The organism is Caballeronia arationis, from assembly GCF_001544975.2.
Classification (GTDB): Bacteria; Pseudomonadota; Gammaproteobacteria; order Burkholderiales; family Burkholderiaceae; genus Caballeronia; species Caballeronia arationis.
Genome location: NZ_FCOG02000097.1, coordinates 1 through 22,612, shown reverse-complemented (window position 1 = coordinate 22,612; position 22,612 = coordinate 1). Strand labels below are relative to the sequence as shown.

The 22,612-nt window shown below is 65.5% G+C and carries 22 protein-coding genes; 12 read left to right on the top strand and 10 right to left on the bottom strand.

Annotated features, from left to right (window positions below):
• Nucleotides 1-138 precede the first annotated feature (138 nt).
• Complete coding sequence (locus AWB81_RS31780) at nucleotides 139-1,161, bottom strand: DUF2891 domain-containing protein (protein WP_062641051.1); 1,023 nt, start codon at nucleotides 1,159-1,161, stop codon at nucleotides 139-141.
• A 251-nt stretch (nucleotides 1,162-1,412) separates the two neighbouring features.
• On the opposite strand from AWB81_RS31780, the gene AWB81_RS31775 reads away from it, so the two are divergent.
• Both AWB81_RS31775 and AWB81_RS31770 read left to right on the top strand, forming a co-directional pair.
• Nucleotides 1,413-2,708 (top strand): MFS family transporter, encoded by a 1,296-nt coding sequence (locus AWB81_RS31775; protein WP_062641049.1) that lies wholly within the window; start codon nucleotides 1,413-1,415, stop codon nucleotides 2,706-2,708.
• A gap of 290 nt (nucleotides 2,709-2,998) precedes the next feature.
• Nucleotides 2,999-3,658: a hypothetical protein gene (locus AWB81_RS31770; protein ID WP_062641047.1), complete on the top strand. Its 660-nt coding sequence runs from the start codon at nucleotides 2,999-3,001 to the stop codon at nucleotides 3,656-3,658.
• A gap of 14 nt (nucleotides 3,659-3,672) precedes the next feature.
• Here AWB81_RS31770 and AWB81_RS46520 read toward each other — a convergent pair whose 3' ends face one another.
• Nucleotides 3,673-3,837 (bottom strand): hypothetical protein, encoded by a 165-nt coding sequence (locus AWB81_RS46520; RefSeq protein WP_167306287.1) that lies wholly within the window; start codon nucleotides 3,835-3,837, stop codon nucleotides 3,673-3,675.
• A 72-nt stretch (nucleotides 3,838-3,909) separates the two neighbouring features.
• Complete coding sequence (locus AWB81_RS31765) at nucleotides 3,910-4,884, bottom strand: AraC family transcriptional regulator (protein ID WP_235026004.1); 975 nt, start codon at nucleotides 4,882-4,884, stop codon at nucleotides 3,910-3,912.
• Between the two features lie 228 nt (nucleotides 4,885-5,112).
• Here AWB81_RS31765 and AWB81_RS31760 point away from each other — a divergent pair, with 228 nt between their 5' ends.
• From AWB81_RS31760 to AWB81_RS31740, 5 genes are all read left to right on the top strand, one after another.
• The gene (locus tag AWB81_RS31760) at nucleotides 5,113-6,246 is read left to right on the top strand and encodes an acyl-CoA dehydrogenase family protein (RefSeq protein ID WP_062641058.1); all 1,134 of its coding nucleotides are present in this window, start codon (nucleotides 5,113-5,115) and stop codon (nucleotides 6,244-6,246) included.
• A 117-nt stretch (nucleotides 6,247-6,363) separates the two neighbouring features.
• Nucleotides 6,364-8,070 carry an AMP-binding protein gene (locus AWB81_RS31755; RefSeq protein WP_062641043.1) on the top strand — a complete coding sequence of 569 codons (1,707 nt, stop codon included), beginning with the start codon at nucleotides 6,364-6,366 and terminating at the stop codon, nucleotides 8,068-8,070.
• A gap of 13 nt (nucleotides 8,071-8,083) precedes the next feature.
• Complete coding sequence (locus AWB81_RS31750) at nucleotides 8,084-8,854, top strand: enoyl-CoA hydratase (protein ID WP_062641042.1); 771 nt, start codon at nucleotides 8,084-8,086, stop codon at nucleotides 8,852-8,854.
• Nucleotides 8,851-9,972 (top strand): enoyl-CoA hydratase/isomerase family protein, encoded by a 1,122-nt coding sequence (locus tag AWB81_RS31745; protein ID WP_062641040.1) that lies wholly within the window; start codon nucleotides 8,851-8,853, stop codon nucleotides 9,970-9,972. Before AWB81_RS31750 ends, AWB81_RS31745 begins: the two co-directional genes overlap by 4 nt.
• Nucleotides 9,973-10,073: 101 nt before the next feature.
• On the top strand, nucleotides 10,074-10,793 hold the full coding sequence (locus AWB81_RS31740) for a hypothetical protein (RefSeq protein WP_062641038.1): 720 nt from the start codon (nucleotides 10,074-10,076) through the stop codon (nucleotides 10,791-10,793).
• 130 nt (nucleotides 10,794-10,923) lie between these two features.
• On the opposite strand, the gene AWB81_RS31735 is transcribed toward AWB81_RS31740, so the two are convergent.
• Together AWB81_RS31735 and ydiK are read right to left on the bottom strand one after the other, a co-directional pair.
• On the bottom strand, nucleotides 10,924-11,469 hold the full coding sequence (locus AWB81_RS31735; RefSeq protein WP_062641036.1) for a DUF6572 domain-containing protein: 546 nt from the start codon (nucleotides 11,467-11,469) through the stop codon (nucleotides 10,924-10,926).
• Between the two features lie 238 nt (nucleotides 11,470-11,707).
• Nucleotides 11,708-12,862, bottom strand: coding sequence for an AI-2E family transporter YdiK (ydiK, locus tag AWB81_RS31730; protein WP_062641034.1), 1,155 nt, complete (start codon nucleotides 12,860-12,862; stop codon nucleotides 11,708-11,710).
• 334 nt (nucleotides 12,863-13,196) lie between these two features.
• Between ydiK and AWB81_RS31725 the strand changes: the two genes are divergently transcribed.
• The 3 genes from AWB81_RS31725 to AWB81_RS31715 all read left to right on the top strand — a co-directional run bounded on the left by AWB81_RS31725 (nucleotide 13,197) and on the right by AWB81_RS31715 (nucleotide 16,225).
• Nucleotides 13,197-14,942 carry a pyrroloquinoline quinone-dependent dehydrogenase gene (locus AWB81_RS31725; protein WP_062641032.1) on the top strand — a complete coding sequence of 582 codons (1,746 nt, stop codon included), beginning with the start codon at nucleotides 13,197-13,199 and terminating at the stop codon, nucleotides 14,940-14,942.
• Nucleotides 14,943-15,003: 61 nt separating this feature from the next.
• A complete protein-coding gene (locus AWB81_RS31720) occupies nucleotides 15,004-15,561 on the top strand; it encodes a c-type cytochrome (protein ID WP_235026005.1) in 558 nt (185 codons plus the stop codon).
• Nucleotides 15,562-15,568: 7 nt separating this feature from the next.
• A complete protein-coding gene (locus AWB81_RS31715) occupies nucleotides 15,569-16,225 on the top strand; it encodes an ankyrin repeat domain-containing protein (RefSeq protein WP_062641031.1) in 657 nt (218 codons plus the stop codon).
• A 35-nt stretch (nucleotides 16,226-16,260) separates the two neighbouring features.
• On the opposite strand, the gene AWB81_RS31710 is transcribed toward AWB81_RS31715, so the two are convergent.
• Complete coding sequence (locus tag AWB81_RS31710; RefSeq protein ID WP_062641029.1) at nucleotides 16,261-17,166, bottom strand: DMT family transporter; 906 nt, start codon at nucleotides 17,164-17,166, stop codon at nucleotides 16,261-16,263.
• A gap of 274 nt (nucleotides 17,167-17,440) precedes the next feature.
• Between AWB81_RS31710 and AWB81_RS31705 the strand changes: the two genes are divergently transcribed.
• Nucleotides 17,441-17,686 carry a hypothetical protein gene (locus AWB81_RS31705; protein ID WP_062641026.1) on the top strand — a complete coding sequence of 82 codons (246 nt, stop codon included), beginning with the start codon at nucleotides 17,441-17,443 and terminating at the stop codon, nucleotides 17,684-17,686.
• Nucleotides 17,687-17,699: 13 nt separating this feature from the next.
• Here the strand turns inward: AWB81_RS31705 and AWB81_RS31700 are convergent, their stop codons facing one another.
• Nucleotides 17,700-18,617 (bottom strand): LysR family transcriptional regulator, encoded by a 918-nt coding sequence (locus AWB81_RS31700; RefSeq protein ID WP_062641024.1) that lies wholly within the window; start codon nucleotides 18,615-18,617, stop codon nucleotides 17,700-17,702.
• A 145-nt stretch (nucleotides 18,618-18,762) separates the two neighbouring features.
• On the opposite strand from AWB81_RS31700, the gene AWB81_RS31695 reads away from it, so the two are divergent.
• On the top strand, nucleotides 18,763-19,707 hold the full coding sequence (locus AWB81_RS31695) for an alpha/beta fold hydrolase (RefSeq protein ID WP_062641053.1): 945 nt from the start codon (nucleotides 18,763-18,765) through the stop codon (nucleotides 19,705-19,707).
• Between the two features lie 12 nt (nucleotides 19,708-19,719).
• Here AWB81_RS31695 and AWB81_RS31690 read toward each other — a convergent pair whose 3' ends face one another.
• From AWB81_RS31690 to AWB81_RS31680, 3 genes are all read right to left on the bottom strand, one after another.
• Nucleotides 19,720-21,012, bottom strand: coding sequence for an NAD(P)/FAD-dependent oxidoreductase (locus tag AWB81_RS31690; protein WP_062641022.1), 1,293 nt, complete (start codon nucleotides 21,010-21,012; stop codon nucleotides 19,720-19,722).
• An 8-nt stretch (nucleotides 21,013-21,020) separates the two neighbouring features.
• Nucleotides 21,021-21,872: a 3-hydroxybutyryl-CoA dehydrogenase gene (locus AWB81_RS31685; protein ID WP_062641020.1), complete on the bottom strand. Its 852-nt coding sequence runs from the start codon at nucleotides 21,870-21,872 to the stop codon at nucleotides 21,021-21,023.
• 71 nt (nucleotides 21,873-21,943) lie between these two features.
• The coding region (locus AWB81_RS31680) for an acyl-CoA dehydrogenase C-terminal domain-containing protein (RefSeq protein WP_144444218.1) at nucleotides 21,944-22,612 on the bottom strand (669 nt) is incomplete at its 5' end.

The following is a 22,612-nucleotide window of genomic DNA, read 5'->3' as shown; positions in this document are numbered from 1 at the left end:
TTGCTTACTTTCTTTGCAGCAGCAAAGAAAGTAAGTCCCGCCCCGGACAGGGGCAGAGCTAATCGACCACAAAGAAAGCAAGTTCCACAGAAGCGCAGAAACCATCAGACGGTGTTGACCGCCCAACCCCGAGCCCCCTCAAACCTCCAGTGCAAGCAGCGCAAACGTCGCGAGCCAGTGCTCGCCCATGTAGTCTCCTGCGACGTGCGCGATGCCCGCCGCGAGGTGCTCGTCGGCGACGTCGTCCAGCAGCGCAATGCGCGCGTCGCCCGCCGGCAACGCCCGTGCAATCGAGCGCTGGCACCACGCGCGGCTCAAGTTCAGGCCGTCCAGATGCGCGAGCTTGCCGTCGCTGCGGTCGGTGACGGTGGCCGGCACGAAGAGCGTCGCGGGCTCGCGCGCGGCGAGTTTCGGCAGGAAGCGGTCGAACCAGCCGACGAATTCGTCTGCCGGCAGCACACGCCGCATCAGTTCCGCCTCCATCAGCGCAGGCGAGAGGAATTCGTCGCCGGCCGGTTCCCACGCCTGGCACGCCTCGTCGTGCAGATACCAGCGCTTAGCCGTATCGACGAGCAGCGCTTCGAACGCGGTATCGTGCACCTGCCGCGCATAGCCGATCGCAAGCGACAGCGCGAACGCCATGTTGAAGTGCGTCCCCACTCGCAGCGGATAAGTCGATTTCGGCAGGAATTCGGTGAAGCGCGCGACGAACGCGTCGGCAAGCGGCTGCATCGTCGACGCCCAGCGCTTGCCTTCTGCGGACGACATCGACTGCAACTGGCCGGCGAGCGCGAGCAGCCACGCCCAGCCGTACGGCCGCTCGAAGCCGCGCGCGGCGGGGCGCTCCAGATACGCGACTTCCTGCGCGACGTTCGCCTCGGTCACGTGCTCGTCGATCACGGCGCGAATCGACGGCGCCTCGGGCAAGTGCGCAAAGCGCTCGTAGAGCCGGGCGATCAGCCAGTAGCCGTGCACGCACGAATGCCAGTCGTAGCTGCCGTAGAAGATGGGATGCAGCGCGCGCGGGCCCTGCACGTCGGCGGCGCTCGCCATCACATGATCTAGCTTGTTCGGATATTCGCGCGTCAGGTGTCCGAGCGCGACGCGCGCGAATTTCGACGCAAGCGCTTCATCCAGTGCGATGGGGGATCGGGTGTTCATGGGCGTCTCGTCGTTCCGGTGAAGAAGAAAGTGTCGCGCAAAATATGAAGCCGACACTTTATCGATAATTAATCAATAAATCGCGTAATAGGGGTAATCACCTACCAACGCTTTCAATGACCTTGGCCGCTATCGTCGTAAACTTCCGCCCGAACGCCAGCAGAGCGCCCGACCCGGTCCGATCCGTCAACGACCGGCTCCGACAGCGGCCCATACCGCTATTCCAACAAGCGACAAGGAATGAATACAGCATGACCGACCTTACCGTTACACAGGCAGCAGACACCCGGCGGCGCGTCTTCGCGATTGTCGGGGCCTCGTCGGGGAATCTCGTCGAGTGGTTCGACTTCTATATCTACTCGTTCCTCGCGCTGTACTTCTCGGCCGCGTTCTTCCCGAGCGGCAATGCCACCACCCAGTTGCTCAACACCGCCGGCGTGTTCGCGGCGGGCTTCCTGATGCGCCCGATCGGCGGGTGGATGTTCGGCCGCATCGCCGACAAGCACGGCCGCCGCAACGCGATGATGATCTCCGTGCTGATGATGTGCGGCGGCTCGCTCGTGATCTGTTTCCTGCCGACCTACGCGACGATCGGCGCATGGGCGCCGTTCTTCCTTCTGCTCGCGCGCCTGTTCCAGGGTCTTTCCGTGGGCGGCGAATACGGCACGAGCGCGACCTATATGAGTGAAGTCGCGCTGAAGGGCCGTCGCGGCTTCTTCGCGTCGTTCCAGTACGTGACGCTGATCGGCGGACAACTCGCCGCGCTGCTCGTGCTGGTCGTGCTGCAACTGTTCCTCTCGACGGAAGAGCTGAAGGCGTGGGGCTGGCGCATTCCATTCTTCATCGGCGCGTGCGCGGCCCTGGTGTCGCTCTACCTGCGCAAGTCGCTCGACGAGACGACCACCGCCGAATCGCGTCAGCGCAAGGAAGCCGGCACGCTGCGCGGCCTGATGATGCACAAGCGTGCGTTCCTGACGGTGGTCGGCTTCACGGCGGGCGGCTCGCTGATTTTCTACACGTTCACGACCTACATGCAGAAGTACCTCGTGAACACGGCCGGCATGCCGGCGAAGACGGCCAGCAACGTGATGACCGCGGCGCTGTTCGTCTACATGATCATGCAGCCGCTGTTCGGCGCGCTGTCGGACCGCATCGGACGCCGCACCTCGATGCTCTTCTTCGGCGGCCTGGCGACCATCGGCACGGTACCGCTCCTGCACGCGCTCAAGGACGTCACGAGCCCCGTGATGGCGTTCGTGCTCGTGATCGTGGCGCTGGCGATCGTCAGCTTCTATACGTCGATCAGCGGCCTCATCAAGGCGGAAATGTTCCCGCCGGAAGTGCGCGCGCTCGGCGTCGGGCTGTCGTATGCGGTCGCGAACGCAGTGTTCGGCGGATCGGCGGAGTACGTCGCGCTGTACATGAAATCGATCGGCAGCGAATCGACGTTCTACTGGTACGTGACGCTCTTGTGCTTCATCTCGTTCCTCGTGTCGTTGCGGATGCGCGATCCGAGCAAGGAAGGGTATCTGCGCAACGAACCCTGATCGTGGATTCGTCTGCTTGCATCGACAACGCACGGCCTTCGCGCCGTGCGTTGTCGTTTTTATGCCTTGCATAGGGCTTCGCGCAACGCGGACGTTGTTGCCACGGCACGAAAGGCGGATGATCACCGCAACATCGTGAGCGGGCGCGCGTGCGATGACGGTAAGATTGTGCTGCAGAAGCCCGCCAGCGGCGCGCGGGCCCGACCTGGACACGGATGTGCGCGGCTTGAGCCATCATGCGAAGCCCGCGGATTGCACCTGCAAGTGTCCGTCTGCTTGGAGACTAGCCCATGGAAGATTTCGACGAAGCGCTTTATCACGTGTGGCAGGCGAACCTGAACGTGCTGACCGGATCGGCCGGCGGCGCGTCACGGCTTGCGCGGATGATGACCTTCTCGCCATCGCACATGAAGCTGATCGTGGCGGGCCGGCGCGACTTCAGCGAGGAGTTCGTGCGAGGCGTGGAAACGGTGACCGGCCTGCCGCCGCACTGGATGGACCAGCGCCACGGCCCCGCCGACATTCCCGCGGCCGCCCAGCGCGCAATGGACGAGGAAACGCCGGTCGCGGTGTTTCGCGGCACCGCTCACCCGGCACCGAAGCCCCCGGTGCTGCGCCGGCCTGAGCCGCTCCTGTCGCAGACTGAAGCGACGCGCCGCATCGCCGACCAGGCGCTTGCACAGGCGGAATCGCATCGAAGGGATCTGGTGTTCCGGCGCAACCGCGAGCTGCTCGTGCAGGATTTGCGGCGCGTAGAGCGGCAACTGGCGCTCGTCCAGCTCGACAACATGAATCCGAAGGCAGAGGAACTGCTTGCATCCGAGCGCCTCTCCGATGCCGCCCGGGCCGATCTGGCCGGTCGTCTCGAACAGATCGACAAGCACAAGAAACTGCTGCTGCAGCACGTCGAGAAGCTGGCGGCGCTGCTGTCCGGTCTCGACGACGGCTGAAAAAGCCGCGCGGCCTATCGCCTGGCGGGCTTGTCTTCGGGCTCCGGATGGACCGCGATCGGATCGCTTGCCGGAAAGGTCTCGTCCAGCGCTTCGTCGAGGAGTTCGTCCTCGCGCTTGCGCGCCTCGGATGCGGCCGGCTCCTTTTTCGTGGTGTCGGCGCGGGTCGGCTTCGTCATGATGCGCTCCTCTGAAGAACGGGTTCATTCACTATAGCAGCGCCTTCCCGCGCCCGTCGTCACACGTGCGCGTCATCCCGCGCGTCGGTAGTCGGCGGGCCGCACGCCTGTCCACTTGCGAAACGCGCGGCGAAACGCGCTCGGCTCGGCGAAGCCGAGCGCATCGGCGATCTCGGCGATGGTTTCACTCGTGTCCGCGAGACGCGAAATCGCGAGGTCGCGCCGCAAGCCGTCCTTGATCGCCTGATACGTCACGCCTTCCTGCTTCAGATGACGCCTGAGCGTCGCCTCGGCCATGTTCAGCGCGGCCGCGACGCGGTCGCTGTCGGGCCAGTCGGCGGGCGGAAGCTGCCGCAGACGGCGCCGCACGCGGGCCGCGAGCGAATCCGGATTGCGGTACTTGACGAGGAAGTTCGCGGGCGCTTCACGCAGGAACGTCTTCAGCGACGCCACCGTCTGCGCCACCGGCAGCCCGACGCATTCCGGCGCGAGATCCACATACGATTGGGGCTGATCGAAGAAAAGGTCGTCGCAGAACATCAGGCGGTATTCGTCGCTCGCGGCGGGCTCCGGGCAGCGCAGATGCGCCGAGAGCACCGGAATGCGCCGCCCGACCAGCCAGCACAACAGACCGTAGATCAGGATGAACGCCGTCGCATACGCGAACATGCTTTTCGGCTCATCGCGGTCGACCAGGCTGATGCGCACGCGGGTCGCGTCAATGTCGGGCTCGAAGGCGAGGTCGTCGAGCACGAGGCGCAGGAAGTTCGCGATGCGCGCGAGCGCCTGCGCGCCGTCGCGCGAACTGAGCGCCGCGTGGCACAGGAGCACGAAGCTGCCGCGACGCATCGGATGGCGGTCCTGGCCGAAGAATTCGTCGTCGAGCGCATCGGCCGTGGCGTTCCACAGCTTGCCGTACTGCGCCGGCGAGACCCGCGCCCGTGGCGATTCAAGCATGGCCGGCGCGATGTCGGCGGCGGCGAGCAGCGACTCGCGCGACACGCCGCGCGCCTCGGCGCAACGCAATGCCTCGGCGACGAGGCTCACAGAAATCGATCCGCGCTCGCGGGCGGGCTTGTGGGTTGGGGTTGTCACTAGGTGGCGAAAGGGTGGCGAAAGCGCTCAGATAGCATGATCGTTTTGGGCATCGGCTAACGCGCCGCGATTGCCTAGACTCGTTTGCACGGGCGTCGCCGCGCTGTCACGCAGGCCTTGGGCCAAAAGTGTAAACCATCGACCTCCCACGCCTTCACCCTCTCCAACGAGCCATCCATGATCGACAGTTTTCTTACCGAAGAGCAGCGCATGATCCGCGACGCCGCTCGCGAATTCGCCAGCGAAGTGCTCGCGCCGAACGCGGCGCAATGGGACCGCGACAAGAAGATTCCCGATGCGGTGATCCGGCAGATGGGCGAACTCGGCCTGCTCGGCATGATCGTGCCGGCGGAACTCGGCGGCACCTACAGCGACTACACCGCCTACGCGCTCGCGATGGAAGAGATCGCGGCGGGCTGCGCCTCCTGTGCGACGCTGATGAGCGTGCACAACTCGGTCGGCTGCGGGCCGATCCTCAAATTCGGCACCGACGCGCAAAAAGCCGGGTATCTGCCGAAACTCGCGAGCGGCGAGGTGATCGGCGCGTTCTGCCTGACCGAACCGCAGGCGGGTTCGGAGGCGAACAACCTGCGCACGCGCGCGATCGAGCGCGACGGCAAGTGGGTCATCTCCGGCAGCAAGCAGTTCGTGACGAACGGCGCGCGCGCCGGCATCGCGATCGTGTTCGCCGTCACCGATCCCGAACTCGGCAAGAAGGGCATCTCGGCGTTCATCGTGCCGGCCGACACGCCCGGCTTCAACGTCGGGCCGCCGGAGCACAAGCTCGGCATCCGCGCGTCGGACACCTGCCCGATCACCTTCGACGACTGCGCGATTCCCGCCGCGAACCTGCTCGGCGCGCGCGGCGAGGGACTGAAAATCGCGCTCTCGAATCTGGAAGGCGGGCGTATCGGCATCGCGGCGCAGGCGCTCGGCATTGCGCGCGCCGCCTTCGACGCGGCGCGCGCCTATTCGCACGAGCGCGTGCAGTTCGGCCGTCCGATCCACGAGCATCAGTCGGTCGCGAACATGCTCGCCGACATGCAAACGCAACTGAACGCCGCGCGCCTGCTCGTGCTGCACGCGGCGCGCATGCGCACCGAGGGCATCGCCTGCTTGTCGGAAGCTTCGCAGGCGAAGCTCTATGCGTCGGAGATGGCCGAGCGCGTGTGTTCGGACGCGATCCAGATCCACGGCGGATATGGCTTCCTGGAGGACTATCCGGTCGCGCGGCATTATCGCGATGCGCGCATCACGCAGATCTACGAAGGCACGAGCGAAGTGCAGAGGATGGTGATCGCGCGGCAACTGTAGGCTTTTACTAAAAGCACAATTAAATTGGATGGACCGGAGTAAGGCGCATGGGACCCGAGTAACCGCTAAAGCGCCAACTCGGGTCGACAGCCCCAACTCTGGTCGACAGGAGACACGATGACCTCGGCCGACGCCTTTATCAACGCAAGAGACTTCCTGCTGCGCCACCGTACCGACTACGACACCGCGTACCGCGACTTCCGCTGGCCGGTGCTCGACCGCTTCAACTGGGCGCTCGATTACTTCGACCCGATGGCGCAGGGCAACGACGCGCCCGCGCTCGCGATCGTCGATGAAAGCGGCGACGAAACGCGCTATTCGTTCGCGCAGATGAGCGAGCGCTCGGCGCGCGTCGCGAATCATCTGCGTGGCCTGGGCGTCGCGCGCGGCGACCGCATTTTGCTGATGCTGCCGAACCGCGTCGAACTGTGGGACACGATGCTCGGTGCGATGAAGCTCGGCGCAGTCGTGCTGCCCGCGACCACGCAGCTCGCACCCGCCGACCTGCGCGACCGCATCGCGCTCGGGCGCGTGCAGCACGTGATCGTCGATGGCAACGAGTTGTCGAAGTTCGACGACGTCGAGGTGCCGGCTTTGCGCATCGCCGTGGGCGCAACACGGGAAGGCTGGCTCGACTTCGATGCAGCGTATGAAGCGTCGGCGACGTTCGTTGCGGATGCCGAAACGAACGCCGCAGATCCCTACCTGCTCTATTTCACTTCCGGCACGACGTCGAAGCCGAAGCTCGTCGCGCATACGCACCAGAGCTATCCGGTGGGCCACTTGTCGACGATGTACTGGATCGGCCTGCAACCCGGCGACGTCCACTGGAACATCAGTTCGCCCGGCTGGGCGAAGCACGCGTGGAGCTGCTTCTTCGCGCCGTGGAACGCGCTCGCGTGCGTCTTCATCTACAACTTCAGCCGTTTCGACGCCGCAAAGACGCTCGACATTCTCGTGCGGCACGAAGTCACCACGCTCTGCGCGCCGCCGACCGTCTGGCGCATGCTGGTGCAGGAGCCGCTCGCGTCGTACAAAATAAAGCTGCGCGAGATCGTCGGCGCGGGGGAGCCGCTGAATCCTGAAGTGGTCGAGCGGGTGCAGGCGGCGTGGGGTGTGCCGATCCGCGACGGCTACGGCCAGACCGAAACCACCGCGCAGATCGCAAATTCGCCGGGACAGCGCCTCGTGCCGGGATCGATGGGCCGGCCGCTGCCGGGTTACCGCGTGAACCTGCTGGATCCCGACGGCCATCCCGCCGACGAAGGCGAGATCGCGCTGCCCGTCGACGAGCCGCCGCTCGGCCTGATGACCGGTTACGCGGACAATCCCGCCGCCACCGCGAACGCGATGCGAGACGGCCACTACCGCACGTCGGACGTGGCCGCGCGCACGCCGGACGGCTATTTCACCTACATCGGCCGCGCGGACGACGTGTTCAAGTCGTCCGACTACCGGCTGAGCCCGTTCGAACTCGAAAGCGTGCTGATCGAGCACGAGGCGATCGCGGAGGCGGCGGTCGTGCCGAGTCCCGATCCACTGCGGCTTTCGGTGCCGAAGGCCTTCGTCACGGTGCGGCACGGCTTCACGATCGGGCCCGATGTCGCGCGCAGCGTCTTTGCGTTTTCGCGCGAACGGCTCGCGCCTTACAAGCGCATCCGGCGCATCGAATTCGCGGAACTGCCCAAGACTATTTCCGGGAAGATCCGCCGCGTGGAACTGCGGCGGCAGGAAGCGGCGCGCGTAGAAGGCGCGGCGCGGGGCGAATTCGAATTCTGGGAAGAAGACTTTCCCGAACTGCGTCAGAACGCGAAAGCAGAATAAGGAACCGCCAACGATGATCGACATGAAACGCGACGGCGCGACCGTCACGCTGGAACTGAATCGCCCGCCGGCCAATGCGTTCACTGCCGAGGGCCTGCTGATGTTGCAGGAGACCATCGAACGCCTGAACGACGACGCGACCGTGCGCGCGATCGTCGTCACCGGACATGGGCCGAAATTCTTCAGCGCGGGCGCCGATCTGAACCAGTTCGCCGATGGTGACAAGGCGCACGCGCGCGTCGCCGCGCAGCGTTTCGGCGCCGCGTTCGAAGCGCTGCAGAATGCGCGCGCGGTCGTGATCGCCGCGATCAATGGCTATGCGATGGGCGGCGGCCTGGAATGCGCGCTCGCGTGCGACATCCGCATCGCGGAAGAACACGCGCAGATGGCGCTGCCGGAAGCGTCGGTGGGCCTCCTGCCGTGCGGCTGCGGCACGCAGACGCTGCCGTGGCTCGTCGGCGAGGGCTGGGCGAAGCGCATTATCCTGACCGGCGAACGCGTCGATGCAGCAACCGCATTTCGCATCGGCCTCGTCGAGGAAATCGTGCCGACGGGCAGCGCCTACGATCACGCATTGAAGATGGCGGCGCGCGTCGCGTCGATGAGCCCGGACGCGATTGCGTTCTCCAAGCCGCTGATCCACGCCGCGCGCGAAGGCACGCCGCGCCGCGCCGCACTCGCGATGGAGCGCGAGCGTTTCGTCGATCTCTTCGATGGCGCCGACCAGCGCGAAGGCGTCGCCGCGTTCCTGGACAAGCGCAAGCCGGCCTGGAGCACGCGATGAGCACACAGAGCGTGGTGCAGGACGAGCCGGAAATCGGCTTCGAGATCGTCAATCGCGTGGCCGTCGTCACGCTGAACCGGCCGCGCGCGCTGAACGCGCTGTCGCACGACATGATCGGTTTGCTGACGGAAGCCTTCGAGAACTGCCGGATCGACGATGCGATCGCCGCCGTCGTCCTGCGCGGCGCGGGCGAAAAGGCGTTTTGCGCGGGCGGCGACATTCGCGCGCTCTACGATGCGGCACGCAGCGACACCGCGCACGAGACGCCGTGGCTGCGCTTTTTCGTCGACGAATACCGGCTGGATTACGCGATTCATCATTTCCCGAAGCCGGTCGTCGCGCTGATGGACGGCATCGTGATGGGCGGCGGCATGGGGCTCGCGCAGGGCGCGGCGTTGCGCGTCGTCACGGAGCGCACGCGCATGGCGATGCCCGAGACGCGCATCGGCATGCTGCCCGACGTCGGTGCGACGTATTTCATGCGCCGGATGCCGCTCGACGTCGAACTGTATGCGGGGCTGACGGGCGCGATGCTCTCGGGCGCCGACGCCGTCGCGTACGGACTCGCAGATGTCTGCGTGCCGTCGGCGTGGCTGCACGGTTTCGTCGAACGGCTCGACGCGCTACGCTGGGACGCCTCGGAAAGCGCGCTCGACGGGTTGCGCCGCGTGTTCGTGCCGCCCGCGAACGTCGAGCGCGATGCGCCGCTTGAAGCGCATCGCGCGCAGATCAGCCGGCATTTCGGCGCGGCGGGCGGCGTGGAACGCATCGTCGCGACGTTGCGGCAGGCGAGCGCGTCGGAATGGACCGCGGCGACGCTCGGCGCGCTCACGAGCCACTCGCCGACGATGCTCGAAGTCACGTATCACGCGCTGCTGCGCGGCCGCCAGATGACGCTCGCCGGTTGCTTCCGGATGGAACTCGGCATCGTGTACCGCACGATCGGCGACGGCGATTTCCGCGAAGGCGTGCGCGCGCTGATCGTCGACCGTGACCAGCGGCCGCGCTGGGCGCCCGCGACGCTCGCGGAAGTCCGCGCCGAGCGCGTGCAGCATGTGCTCGCTTCGCCGTGGCGGCGCGACATGCATCCGCTCGCGGACCTCGGCGCAATCGACTGAAGGAATTCGCAAGCAAATGTAAACGGGACGAACCGCGGATATGTCCATCGGTCGAACGGGCACTCAATCGATCATCGGACAAATCAAGGGAGATTCCGAACATGGCGAAGCGTTCATCCTGGATCGCAATGCTGGTCGCAGGCGCACTGATCGCGCCCGCGGCTTCGCAGGCGCAACTCAACCTCCAGCAGTTCGGCTTCGGCGGCAGCAAGGCGGAACCGTCGGCAAACGCCGCGAACGGGACGGCGCAGCCGTCCGCGCTCAACTCGCTCGTGCAGAACTATCTGGGCGCGAACCAGCAGGTGCTCGCGGGCCAGTCGGGTCTCGCTTCGTCGATGGGGATGACGGGCGTGGCGAGCCAGGCGCAATCCGCGGCGGGAATGCTCGCGAACGCGTCGGGCGGTTCGGGCGCTACGGGCGCGTTGCCTAGCGCGAGCGTGCTGTCGCAGCTCGGCGGGACGCAGCAGACGGTGTCGCAGTCGCTGATGCAGGCATTCGCAGGCGGATCGGCGGCGCCTGCGGCCGGCAGCGTGAACAAGCAGGCGTTCAGCGACGGCCTCGCGTCGCTCGGCAAGGGCGTGAGCCAGTATGCGGGGCTGCAGTCGGATCTCGGCGCGGTGAGCAACACAATGAGCCTGTCGTCGCTCGTGCAGGCGGGTTCGAATCCGGCGACGGCACAGGCCGCGACCTATATCGCGCAATCGGCGCCGGGGCAGTTGCAGTCGCTCGTCGCGACGCTTTCGCAGGCCGTGCAGTACGCGAAGGCGAATGGCATTTCGGTGCCCGGCAGCGCGACTTCGGCGCTCAGCGCGGTGCGATAAGGGTCGGACGCGGGCCGTCGATCCTGCGCGGACGTAAAAAAACGGCGAAACCCGCAGGGTTTCGCCGTTTTTCTTTGCTTCGCTTCCTGGAAACGCTCACCGCAGAGAGGTGGGCGTCTCCCGCAAACCCTCACCTGCGCATCGATGTCAACTGGGGCAACGCGATGAGCGCGCGGCCGAGCACGGTCGGCGTGACGAGCGCAGGAGCCGGCAACGACAGCAACGGCGCGATGCGCGAAAGCGTTTCGGCTTCGGCTTCGGCTTCGGCTTCATGCAGGGATTCGGCCAATGCTTCGTCTGCGCCGGTTTCGGCCGCCGCGTCGCGCGAAGCTTCGCCGCGCAGCACGGGCCGGACGTCGACGGTGCGGCTGCGCACTTCGTAGCCTGCACTGCGAATGATCTGCTCGCGCGATTTCCAGAACCGCGTGGCCGATACCGTCATCGGCCACGTCGCGACGTATTCGAAGACGATGCCGTAGCCGCGCACCCCCGGGTAGCCGGCCAGCAGCTGGCCGGAGCGAATGTACTGTGTATACCGATCGATTTTCTTCGTCAGCAGCGCAAAATGCGTGCTTTCGTCGTCCCAGTCGAGATCGTCGAAGATGCCGACGTAGACGTGCCTGAAAAGAATATTGACGCCGATGTAATCGATGGAGTCCACGTCGTGCAAAGACATGGCGATTCTCCCGCGCCCGCGAACGGGCAAATAAGCAAGGCGCGTATTGTAATGGACTACGCTATCCTAAATATGCAAAGCGGGTGTGAATGCAACATCTCATTAAACGCTTGAATCGATGCGGAAAACGATCAACGCGATAACTCCTAAATCGGCTCGGTAGGTCGCAAAACTTGACATCGATTTTGCGATCTTTTCTCTTGTTCCGAGCCGATTCCGCTTGATACGGATCGGCGCGTCACGCGTCACGGGGATGGCGGGGCGGATTCACAGCGTCGTTCGGCCCGAGTACCGCCGGGGAAGGAGCCGGCTGCCCGATCGTCGGCTCGACTTGCGCGAGCGGCGGCTGCTCGTTGATCCACGCATTGAGGATCGCGGAAGTGACCGCGAGGATCACCGGCCCGATGAACAGCCCGACGATGCCGAACGCGAACATGCCGCCGAGCACGCCCGAGAGGATCAGCAGCATCGAGAGGTTCACGCCGCGCTTGATGAGCAGCGGGCGCAGCACGTTGTCGAGCATCGCGATCATGATCGACCAGATGAAGAGCAGGATCGCGGTCACGTGCGCGTCGTGCCAGAAGAGCCACGCGACGCTGCCGAGCAGCGGCAGAAGCGGCCCGATCTGCGCGAGGCAGAACATCAGCATCAGGGCCGTCAGGATGCCCGCCGACGGCACGCCCGCGATCCACAGCCCGATGCCGCCCAGCGCCGACTGCGTCACCGCCGTCACGACGATGCCGAGCGCCACCGCGCGGATCGACAGCCCCGCGAGCTTGACGGCTTCGGCGCCGCGCTGCGCGGCGATGCGCGTGGCGAATCGCGTGATGAAATGGCCGGCCTGTTCGCCCTGCGTATAGAGAATGCCCGCGATGATCACGGTAATGAACATGTGAATGACGAATACGCCGACGACAGCCGCATGCTGGAGCATCCAGCGCGCGGCGATCGTCACGTAGGGTTCGATCTTCGCGAGCAGGCCGCCGGGGCCGGCGTCGGAGAGCGTCTGCCATTCGAGCGCGACACGCGCACCGGCGAGCGGCACGTCGTGGATCCAACTGGGCGGCGGAGGCAGCGCGTAGGCGGGCAGGCCCTTGATGGCCGCCATGATCTCGCCGCCGTGCAGCGCGAGCGTCGAGATCGCCTGATAGAGAGGCAGCACGATCACGATCAGCAGCATGAGCAGCATGATCGTGGTGGCGATCCAGCGGCGGTTGCCGCAGCGGCGCTGGATCGCGATCATCATCGGCCAGGTGGCCACGACGATGGTCGTCGCCCAGATGAGGCCCGGCAGGAAGGGTCGCAAGACATACAGGCTCCCGATCGTCAGCGCGGAGAGGATCACGATGACGAGCAGGATGCGTGCGATGTCGATGGGCTGGCGTGGATTCAATTTGGATACCCTTGCAAGGACGGTGCTGCATTGTGCCCCACTCGATGCGCTCTTCCTTGCAATGCGGCAAATCAGGCGTCGGCGCTTTCAAACCATACTACTAAAAATCGCGGGAAGTGCATGGCAACCGACAGATGCCTTACGCCCGCGCCTTTTTGAAATGCGCATTAGATCCGAGCATTAAGTACGTCTGGAAAAGCCGGTTGAAATTGCCTATTCTCTAACGCGAGTTCTGCACGAGCACTGCGCATTTCCGTGCGCTCGACACACCGCCGCAAAGCCGTCGCACACCGTCGTAAAACTGAAGCAGAACAATAACGATCGGGAGACTGTCATGGCCGGGTTCCGCAATACACTTTTCCCTCTGTTCCTCTGCGGTGCCTACGCCGGCGCCGGCAGCCTGATATGGACCACGCCCGCGCGGGCAGCCGACGAGATACAGAACACGGCGACCACGCAAGCCGCGCCCATGCCCGACATGCTGCGCCCGATCACGCAAGGGCAGCTCGATGCCGCCGCGGGCGACGCGTCGTCGTGGCTGCATTCGAACGGCTCCTACGCCGAGACGCGCTACGCGAGCGCGTCGCAGATCAATACGACGAACGTCTCGAAGCTGCGGCCCGCATTCATCTTCCAGACGGCCGTGATGGAATCGATGGAGACGGCCCCGATCGTCTCGAACGGGGTCATGTTCCTGACTACTTCGTACAACCACGTCTACGCAATCGATGCCGTCACCGGTAAGGAATACTGGCATTACAAGCACAAGATGGGGCCCGTCACGACCTTCTGCTGCGGACCGAACAACCGCGGCGTCGCGATCCTCGGCGACCGCCTCTACATGGGCACGCTCGACGCAAAGCTCGTCGCGCTCGATGCGAAGACCGGCAAGCTTCTCTGGCAGACGCAGATCGCTGACCCCGAACTCGGCTACTCGGAGACGATGGCGCCCGTCGTCGTCGACGACAAGGTGCTGATCGGCACGAATGGCGGCGAATACGGCATTCGCGGCTTCGTGAAGGCCTTCGATGCCAACTCCGGCCAGTTGCTCTGGACCTTCTACACGATCCCCGAGACCGGCCACGAAGGCGTCTGGGCCGAAAACGACGCGGTCGGGCGCAACATGAAGCGCGACATCGCGGCGGAGAAGCAGCAGCTCGCGTCGAAGGGCGGCGATTTCTACAAGACGCTCGGCGGCGGCGTATGGATGGCGCCCGCCGTCGACCGGCAGACGCATACCGTGTATTTCGTGGTCGGCAATCCGTCGCCGGACCTTTATGGCGCAATTCGTCCCGGCGACAATCTCTATACCGATTCGCTCGTCGCCATCGATCTCGACAGCGGCAAGTACAAGTGGCACTACCAGTACATTGCGCATGACGTGTGGGACCTCGATGCCGTGAGTCCGCCGATCCTCGTCGATGTGCGCGACAAGAACGGCCAGACGATCCCGGGCATCATTCACGGCGGCAAGACGGGCTTTGTCTATGTGCACGACCGTCGCGACGGGCGCCTGATCCGCGTGTCGGAAGCGATGATCCCGCAGGAGGGCGTCTGGACCCTGCCGACCGCGAACGGCGCGCGGATGCTGCCGGGCGCGAACGGCGGCGTCGAATGGTCGCCGATGGCGTTCAGCCCGAAGACGCGCATGGCCTACGCTGCGAACCTGCACCAGCCGATGACGTATCAGGTCGAAAGTGTCGACTATCCTGGCGGCAAGCTGTGGCTCGGCGGCGCGTTCAAGACGATTCCGTCTGAACAGCAGTGGGGACGGCTCGTCGCCGTGAACGTCGATACGGGCAAGATCGCGTGGGGCTTCAAGACGGATCAGCCGCTGATCGGGGGCGTGCTCGCGACCGCGGGCGGCCTCGTGTTCAACGGCGAAGGCAACGGCCTCTTTCGCGCGTTCGACGCCGCCACCGGCAAGAAGCTCTGGGAGTATCAGTGCGGTGCGGGCGTGAATGCGCCGGCGGTGTCCTACACGGTGCACGGCAAGCAGTACATCGCGGTGGCGGCGGGCGGCAATACCCAGCTCGACTTCAAGCGCGGCAACGCGCTCGTCGTATTTGCGCTGCCCTGAGCCAGCCTTGACCTTGCGTCCGAAGCGATTGCCCTGCGCCGGAGCACGCGCGCTCGCGTGCGTGCTCGCCGCCGCGTGTTTCGTGCTGCCGGCCGCCGCGCGCGCCGACGCCGAGGCGGGCAAGGCGAAGGCCGTCGTCTGCGCGGCGTGCCATGGTCCCGAAGGCCACTCGACGAATCCCGAGTATCCAGTGCTCGCCGGGCAGACCTCGCGCTATCTCTACCTCGAGTTGCGCGACTTCAAGGCCGGACGGCGCAGCGATCCGCGCATGAGCCCGATGGCCGCCAACCTCTCGCCCGACGACATGCACGATCTCGCCGATTACTTCGCCGCGCAAAAGCCCGCATCGATTGCGTTCAAGGCCGATCCGGTGAAGGTCGACGCGGGTCGCAAAAAGTCCGAGGAAGTGCTGTGCACGATGTGCCATCTCGGCGGCTTCTCGGGGCAGAACGAGATTCCGCGCGTGGCGGGCCAGCACTATCAGTACATCGTCAAGCAACTGGAGGACTTCCGCGCGCGCCGGCGCACCAACGACGCGGGCAGCATGACGAGCGTCACGAAGACGCTCTCGGATAGCGACATCGAAAATCTGGCGAACTACGTTGCCAATATTCAGTGACTTCGACATGAGCCTTCGACACAGCGGGTGCATCGCCGTTTTGCTGCTGGCCGCGTGGAGCGCGAGCGGCGTATCGGCGGCGCAGGATGCGTACACCCTCAACGAGCAGTTGCTCGGCGCGGTCCGCGCGGGCGACCAGGCGGGCGTCGTGCGTGCGCTGGAACAGGGCGCATCGATCGATTCGCGCAACCGCATCGGCGATACCGCGCTCATCAGCGCGTGCAAGAAGGGGCTCACGCCGATGGCGCGGATGCTGATCGAGCGCGGCGCGAACGTGAACCAGGCCGACGTGCAGGGCATCACGCCGCTGATGGCCGCCGCGTTCGACGGCAACGAGGAGATCGTCGGATTGCTGCTTGCGCGTCACGCGGAGGTGAGCGCTACTGACCGGGTCGGCAAGACGGCGATCGAGTATGCCTCGGGGAAAGGGCATACCGCAGTGGTGCAGCAACTGCTCGATGCGGGGATCGATGTGAATGCGGCTTATCACAATCATCTGACGGCGCTGATGTGGGCCGCGGGGTACGATCAGGCGCAGACGGTTTCGATGCTCCTCGCACGCGGTGCCAATCGCGACCTGCGGGATGATCGCGGGATGACGGCGAAGGATATCGCCGTGCAGACGGGATCGACGCATGCGGCTGTGGTCTTGTCGGACCGGTGATCGCACCGGCGCTCGCCCGACATCTCGCCGGCCGCTTAACGGCGTCTGAGGCCACTGCGCATCACGAGCATAATCCCGAGCGCCGCGAGCGCCATGCCGGCCCACGCGAGCGGCGGAATCGGCTCGCCGAGCACCAGGAACGCGATGACAGCCGTCGAAGGCGGCACGAGAAAGAACAGCGCCGACACGCGCGACGCCTCGCCATGGCGGATCATCGCGAGAAAGAGCGTGATCGCGACGATCGAGTTCGCCAGCACGAGATACGCAAGCGAGCCGAAGAGCCCCGGGCTCCACTCGATGCGCATCGGCTCGAGTAAAAACGCAAGCGGCGCCGACACCGCCAGTCCGACCGCGTACTGCACGAGGTTCGCCGTCACCGGATGCGTCGCCTGGCCGAAGCGCTTTTCGTAGAGCGTGCCGGCGGCCATTGAGAGCAGGGCCAGCACGGCGAACAGGATGCCGAGCGGCGCGCCCGCATGCACCGACGAGCGCGCGAGAATCACGATGGCCGCGCCCGCCACGCCCAGCGCAAGACCCGTCCAGCGCACGGCATCGACACGCTCGCCGGCGATCGCCGGCGCCAGCAGCCCGATCAGGATCGGCTGCTGCGACGTAATGAGCGCCACTTCGGCGGCCGAACTGCTCGCTTTCAGGCTCAGATACGTGAACGCAAAATAACCCGCCTGGATCAGCAATCCGACCATCGCCAGATGCAGCCAGGCCGTGCGGGTGGCCGGCAGCGGCGCCTTCATCGCGATGAACGGCACCACGAGAATCGCGACCACGCACGCGTAGCGCAGCGCGAGAAACGTCAGCGGATCGGCGTACGCGAGTCCGAGCTTGAGGAACACGAACCCGCTCGACCACAGCAGCAGGAACAGGGCGGGCGCGATCTTCAGCCACGGCGGGGCGACGCTGGCGGGCGCGGTGCTCGGAGACATGTCGGCGGCGAAAAGGGACGGACGCCCACTATAAGGGCGACGGGGAGCGCGTGTCTGTCTCGTGCCGACATCGCCGGGGTCGACTGTCGTTTGTCGTCCGCCGGCGAACGCGTATCTACGCGCCGGAATCGCCGAAAAAAAGCCGTGTAACGCACGAATATTCGATCAAACGCCGCGAACAGCTAGTTTTCCGCAGGTTGGCATGCCGCATGCAAACGATCGGTCAGGCGGCGCGCATATGCATCGCCATTCAACCCTCTTGAGGAGACCTGTCATGAACACGCTAACGATCGCCGATCTGCCCGTCGTCGAAACGATGGATCGCGATGCCATGTCCGCCATGCGCGGCGGCATCGCTTATTTGACCAAGCCGGACATTCCCGGCGGTGGCTCGCCGTTCCCCGGAATCGTGCCGCCATCCTCGATGCCCTATCCGGTCGGCTCGATTTTCAAGGATCTGAATTTGCCGGGCTGGCCGGTGTCACCGGGTCATTCGGCGCAGGACCCGCGTCTGCAGTGAGCGTCGCCGCCGCTCAGGGAAACATGTCGAGGCCCTGCACGAGCAGCTTCGCCAGCCGGGGCTGCCGCAACTGTTCGAGCCACCATTGCAGCGCGCGGCCCTCGTGGTCGCCGCGCCACGCGACATAAAGCACGTTGGGCTCGCGCGGATCGGCCGTCGGTTTTTCGACGAGATCGCCGCTCGCAAGGAGCGCCGCCACGCGCTGTCTCGGCAACCAGCCGACGCCGAGCCCGTTGCGCTGCGCCAGCGCCTTTGCGCGCATGCTCGGCACCGCGAGCGACGCCTGTCCGCCGAGCAGTCCGTAGGCGCGCCCGGCCGACACGCGCGACGAATCCGCCACGACGACCGCCCGGTGCGCGGAAATCTGCTCGCGCCTGAGCGTACCCGTGACGGCGGCAAGCGGATGGCGCGGCGACACCGCGAACACCCATTCCATCACGCCGAGTTCAAACCAGCGCAGGCCGGGAATGGCGGGCGGCTCGTTGGTCGCGCCGACAATCAGGTCCGCGCGGCCATCGCGTAACGCTTCCCAGGTGCCGCTCAGGACCTCGTGCGTGAAGCGCAGCGTGACGCCCGAATCGAGCGCGTCGAACGCCCGGATCACGGGCAGCAGCGAGTCGAATTCGAGGATTTCGTCGGAAACGATCCACAGCCGGTCCTCCCAGCCGCTTGCGATCTGCCGCACGCGCTGCGTCATCCGCGACACGTCGAGCATCAGCCGCGACGCCTCGTCCGCGAGCAGTTGCCCGGCTGGCGTCAGCTGCAGGCGGTAGCGGCGGCGGTCGAACAGCAGCGCGTCGAAACGCGTCTCCAGTTGCCGCGCGGCATGCGAAATCGTCGACGGCGCCTTGCCGAGGCGCGCCGCCGCGCGCGACAGGCTACCGGTTTCGCGGATCGCATCGAGCAAAGCGAGTTCATCCTCGGACAACATGTTCGACTCCATCGAACGAGATCACCGGGGCGATCGTATGGCAAAAGGTGCGCGCGCGTCCATCATGACTTCAGGAAAGAAGGGCGCGAAAGCCGGAGCGGCGTTGCGGCCTTTGTCGTATCGACGGAATTTCACGGAGCAGGCCATGAGTATCATCGAACGTTTCATGCGGCGCGTTGGCGCCGCCTTGTTGCTGGCGGGCACGCTCGCAGCGCCGGCGCACGCGGCGGCGGATTCGCCGATCCGGTCTCATTCAATCGCAGCCAACGGCGTCGAGCTGAGCTATCTCGAAGCGGGGCAGGGCGCGAGCGGCACGCCGGTCGTGCTGCTGCACGGCTATGCGGAAACCAGCCGCATGTGGCTGCCGCTGATGCAGGAACTGCAAGGCCGCCATCGTGTGATCGCGCCGGATTTGCCGGGCGCCGGCGGCTCGTCGATGCCCGCGAGCGGCTACGACAAGAAGACGATGGCGCAGGACATCCACGCGATGGTTCACGCGCTCGGCGCGAGCAAGGTCAAGCTGGTGGGGCACGACATCGGTCTGATGGTTGCCTATGCCTACGCGGCGCAGTATCCGGACGAGGTGGAAAGCATCGTGCTGATGGATGCGTTCCTGCCGGGCGTCGGCGACTGGCAGAAAGTCTGGCTGTTGCGCGACAAGTGGCACTTCGACTTTTACGGCGACACGCCCGAGAAACTGGTGCAGGGACGCGAGTGCATCTATTTCGAGCACTTCTGGAACGACTTCGCGGCCGATCCGGCGCGCGCGATGTCCGAAGCCGACCGGCGCTTCTACGCCGCCGCTTACGCGCGGCCGGGACGCATGCGCGCGGGCTTCGAATATTTCCATGCGTTCCCGCAGGATGCGCTGGACTTCGCCGGCTTCGCGAAGACGCCTTTGTCGATGCCGATGCTGGTTCTGGCCGGCGAAAAGGCGTCAGGAACGTTTCTCATCGATCAGGCGCGGCTCGTCGATCCGAACGTGCACGGCGTGATCGTCAAGGGAAGCGGGCACTGGCTGATGGAAGAGGCGCCCGCGCAGACCATCGCGGAACTGGTGCGGTTCATCGATGTGGCGGATACGAAGTAGAGCGCATTGCGCTCAAAAGATCGCTTCGATGAACTCGCTGTAGCGGTCCCTCAATTGCGCGCGCGAATAGCTCAACTGCGCCGCGATCAGCCCGGCCGGCTTGGACGCCGACACCAGCCCGTAGCGGCTGAACGCTTTCCAGCCGGCATCGCCTTGCGCGATGGCCGAGGCGAGCGTTTCGCCCGCGAGCGTCGTGGGCGCGACGCCGTGTCCGCCGAAGCCCTGAGCGAACCAGAGGTTCGTGTCGCTCTGCCCGATCTGCGGCATCTGATGCCGTGCGTAGCTCATGAGCCCGGACCACGCATAGTCGATGCGCACGTCGCGTAGTGCCGGAAATACCTTGAGCAGGTCTCTGGTCAGCAGCGACCTGACCTGCGCGGGCGAGCGATCTCGCACCGAGATGCGTCCGCCCCACAGAATGCGCGTGTCGACGAGCGGGCGGTAGTAGTCGAATGCGAAGCGCGTGTCGTACACCGCCGCGCGCGTGCCGAAGCAGTCGCGCAGCCGGTCGCCGAGCGGCTCCGTGACGAGGATGTAGGTGGCGATCGGCAGGATGCTCGCGTCGATCTCGCGGCGCAGTCCGGCAAGATAGCCGCCGCACGACAGCACCACGTGCTCCGCGCGAACGCTGCCGCCCGCCGTGTGCACGATCCAGCCGGCGCCGTCGCGCGCGAGCGAAACGACCGGGGACGTGTCGTGCATTCGCACGCCGCGCGCTTCCGCGACACGCGCCAGTCCGCGTAGATAATCCAGCGGATGAAAATGCAGCGCGTTGGGTTCGAAGAGGCCCGAGTGATAGCGCTCGCTGCGAATGCGGTCGCGCATCTCGCCGCGGCTCAGATATTCCCACTCGATGCCGAAGTGTTCCTTGAGCACGCGCTGACGGCGCAGCATCGCGGATTCGTCGCGAAACCAGTTCGCGAGGATCACGCCGCTGTCTTCCACGTCGCATTCGATGCCGTATCGCGCGATCCGCTCGCGGATCAGTTCGACCGATGCCACCGTGCCCGCGTAGAGCGCCCGTGCTTTCCCGGCCCCGAGTTCGTCGATCAGCGTCTCTTCGCCGAGCGAAAAGCCGCCGAACACGAAGCCGCCGTTCCTGCCCGACGCGCCACGCCCGATGTAATGCGATTCCAGCAGCACGACATCGCCTACGCCGCGCTCGGCCAGCCCGAGCGCCGTGTTGATGCCCGCGAACCCGCCCCCGACGATGCACACTTTCGCATCGACCTGACCTGCGAGCGGCGGCCGCGCGGCCCGGTCGCGCGCGGTGGCGTGATAGTAATTGTGCGGCTCGGCGAGCATCGGACCTTTCAGTCGTACTGGTACACGCCGCGTTTGGTCTTGCGTCCGAGATGCCCCGCCGCGACGAGTTCGCGCAACAGCGGGCACGCGCGATATTTCGAATCGCCGAAGTCCTTGAGGAACACGTCCATCACCGACAGGCACACGTCCAGCCCGATCAGGTCCGCGAGCGCGAGCGGCCCGATCGGATGATTGGCGCCGAGGCGCATGCCCGCGTCGATTTCCTCGGGCGTCGCGATGCCTTCCGCGAGCACGAAGAACGCTTCGTTGATCATCGGCACGAGAATGCGGTTGACCACGAAGCCCGGCGCGTTCTTCACGCCGATCGGCGACTTGCCGAGCTGCTCGGTCAGCGCGCGCACGGAACTGGCCGTGGCTTCGCTCGTCTGCACGCCGCGAATCACTTCGACGAGCGGCAAAAGCGGCACCGGATTGAAGAAGTGCATGCCGATGAAGCGCTCGGGATTGTCGAGCGTCGCGCCGAGCGCCGTGATCGAAATCGACGACGTGTTCGACGCGATGATCGCGTCGGGCCGCGCGACTTCCTGGATCTGGCGAAGGATGCGGATCTTCAGATCGGTGTTTTCGGTGGCCGCTTCGATCACGATGTCGGCGGCGGCGAGGCGCTTGTAGTCCGTCGACGTCTCGATGCGCGCGAGCGCGGCGTCGCGCGTCGCCGCATCGAGCTTGTCCTTCGAGACGAGGCGATCGAGGCTGCCGGTCAGGGTGGCGACACCCTTGGCCAGCGCCGCGTCGGTGACGTCGATCATGATGGTCTTGATGCCCGCGACGGCCGCGATCTGCGCGATGCCGTTCCCCATCGTCCCGGCGCCGACGATGCCGACTGTTTCGATTTTCATGCGTTGCTCCTTTGCGGATGCCTGTGAATGTGGCCGGTCATTGTAACCAGCGAAAAACAGGCAGCGCGCGTTCAGAAGTGGTCCGCGTCGAGCGCGAGCACGCCCTGGTTGCCCTTCGCGCTGACGATCGACGCTTCGAGCCCCCCCGCCTGCGACAGGATGTGGTCGGCGAAGAAATGCGCGGTCGCGATCTTGGCGCCGTAGAACGCTTCGTCCTCGCTGCGCTTTTCGCTCGCGACGAGCAATGCACGCGCCATCTGCCAGCCCGCCAGTACGATGCCCGCCAGTTTCAGATACGGCACGCTGCCGGCGAACACCGCGTTCGGGTCGCTCTTCGTATTCTGAATCATGAACTCGACCGCGTTCGCGAGCGCATCACGGCCCGCTTTCAGGCGCTGATGCGTCGCATCGAATGCGGCGCCGTCGTGGCGTCCGAGCGCGGCGATCGTCTCATCGACCTGCGCGAGCAATACCTGTGCGGTCGCGCCGCCGTCGCGAACCGTCTTGCGGCCGATCAGGTCATTTGCCTGAATCGCGGTCGTGCCTTCGTAGATCGTCAGGATGCGCGCGTCGCGGTAATACTGCGCAGCGCCCGTTTCCTCGATGAAGCCCATGCCGCCATGCACCTGCACGCCGAGGCTCGCGACATCGATCGACATCTCGGTGCTCCAGCCCTTCACGATCGGAACCAGGAATTCGTAGATTGCCTGATGGTTCGCGCGTACCTTCTCGTCCGGATG

Bases quoted from the DNA above. Each gene is read 5' to 3' on its own strand.
- AWB81_RS31780 (WP_062641051.1), bottom strand. From the start codon at position 1,161: ATGAACACCCGATCCCCCATCGCACTGGATGAAGCGCTTGCGTCGAAA.
- AWB81_RS31775 (WP_062641049.1), top strand. From the start codon at position 1,413: ATGACCGACCTTACCGTTACACAGGCAGCAGACACCCGGCGGCGCGTC.
- AWB81_RS31770 (WP_062641047.1), top strand. From the start codon at position 2,999: ATGGAAGATTTCGACGAAGCGCTTTATCACGTGTGGCAGGCGAACCTG.
- AWB81_RS46520 (WP_167306287.1), bottom strand. From the start codon at position 3,837: ATGACGAAGCCGACCCGCGCCGACACCACGAAAAAGGAGCCGGCCGCA.
- AWB81_RS31755 (WP_062641043.1), top strand. From the start codon at position 6,364: ATGACCTCGGCCGACGCCTTTATCAACGCAAGAGACTTCCTGCTGCGC.
- AWB81_RS31750 (WP_062641042.1), top strand. From the start codon at position 8,084: ATGATCGACATGAAACGCGACGGCGCGACCGTCACGCTGGAACTGAAT.
- AWB81_RS31745 (WP_062641040.1), top strand. From the start codon at position 8,851: ATGAGCACACAGAGCGTGGTGCAGGACGAGCCGGAAATCGGCTTCGAG.
- AWB81_RS31740 (WP_062641038.1), top strand. From the start codon at position 10,074: ATGGCGAAGCGTTCATCCTGGATCGCAATGCTGGTCGCAGGCGCACTG.
- AWB81_RS31735 (WP_062641036.1), bottom strand. From the start codon at position 11,469: ATGTCTTTGCACGACGTGGACTCCATCGATTACATCGGCGTCAATATT.
- AWB81_RS31725 (WP_062641032.1), top strand. From the start codon at position 13,197: ATGGCCGGGTTCCGCAATACACTTTTCCCTCTGTTCCTCTGCGGTGCC.
- AWB81_RS31715 (WP_062641031.1), top strand. From the start codon at position 15,569: ATGAGCCTTCGACACAGCGGGTGCATCGCCGTTTTGCTGCTGGCCGCG.
- AWB81_RS31710 (WP_062641029.1), bottom strand. From the start codon at position 17,166: ATGTCTCCGAGCACCGCGCCCGCCAGCGTCGCCCCGCCGTGGCTGAAG.
- AWB81_RS31705 (WP_062641026.1), top strand. From the start codon at position 17,441: ATGAACACGCTAACGATCGCCGATCTGCCCGTCGTCGAAACGATGGAT.
- AWB81_RS31700 (WP_062641024.1), bottom strand. From the start codon at position 18,617: ATGTTGTCCGAGGATGAACTCGCTTTGCTCGATGCGATCCGCGAAACC.
- AWB81_RS31695 (WP_062641053.1), top strand. From the start codon at position 18,763: ATGAGTATCATCGAACGTTTCATGCGGCGCGTTGGCGCCGCCTTGTTG.
- AWB81_RS31690 (WP_062641022.1), bottom strand. From the start codon at position 21,012: ATGCTCGCCGAGCCGCACAATTACTATCACGCCACCGCGCGCGACCGG.
- AWB81_RS31685 (WP_062641020.1), bottom strand. From the start codon at position 21,872: ATGAAAATCGAAACAGTCGGCATCGTCGGCGCCGGGACGATGGGGAAC.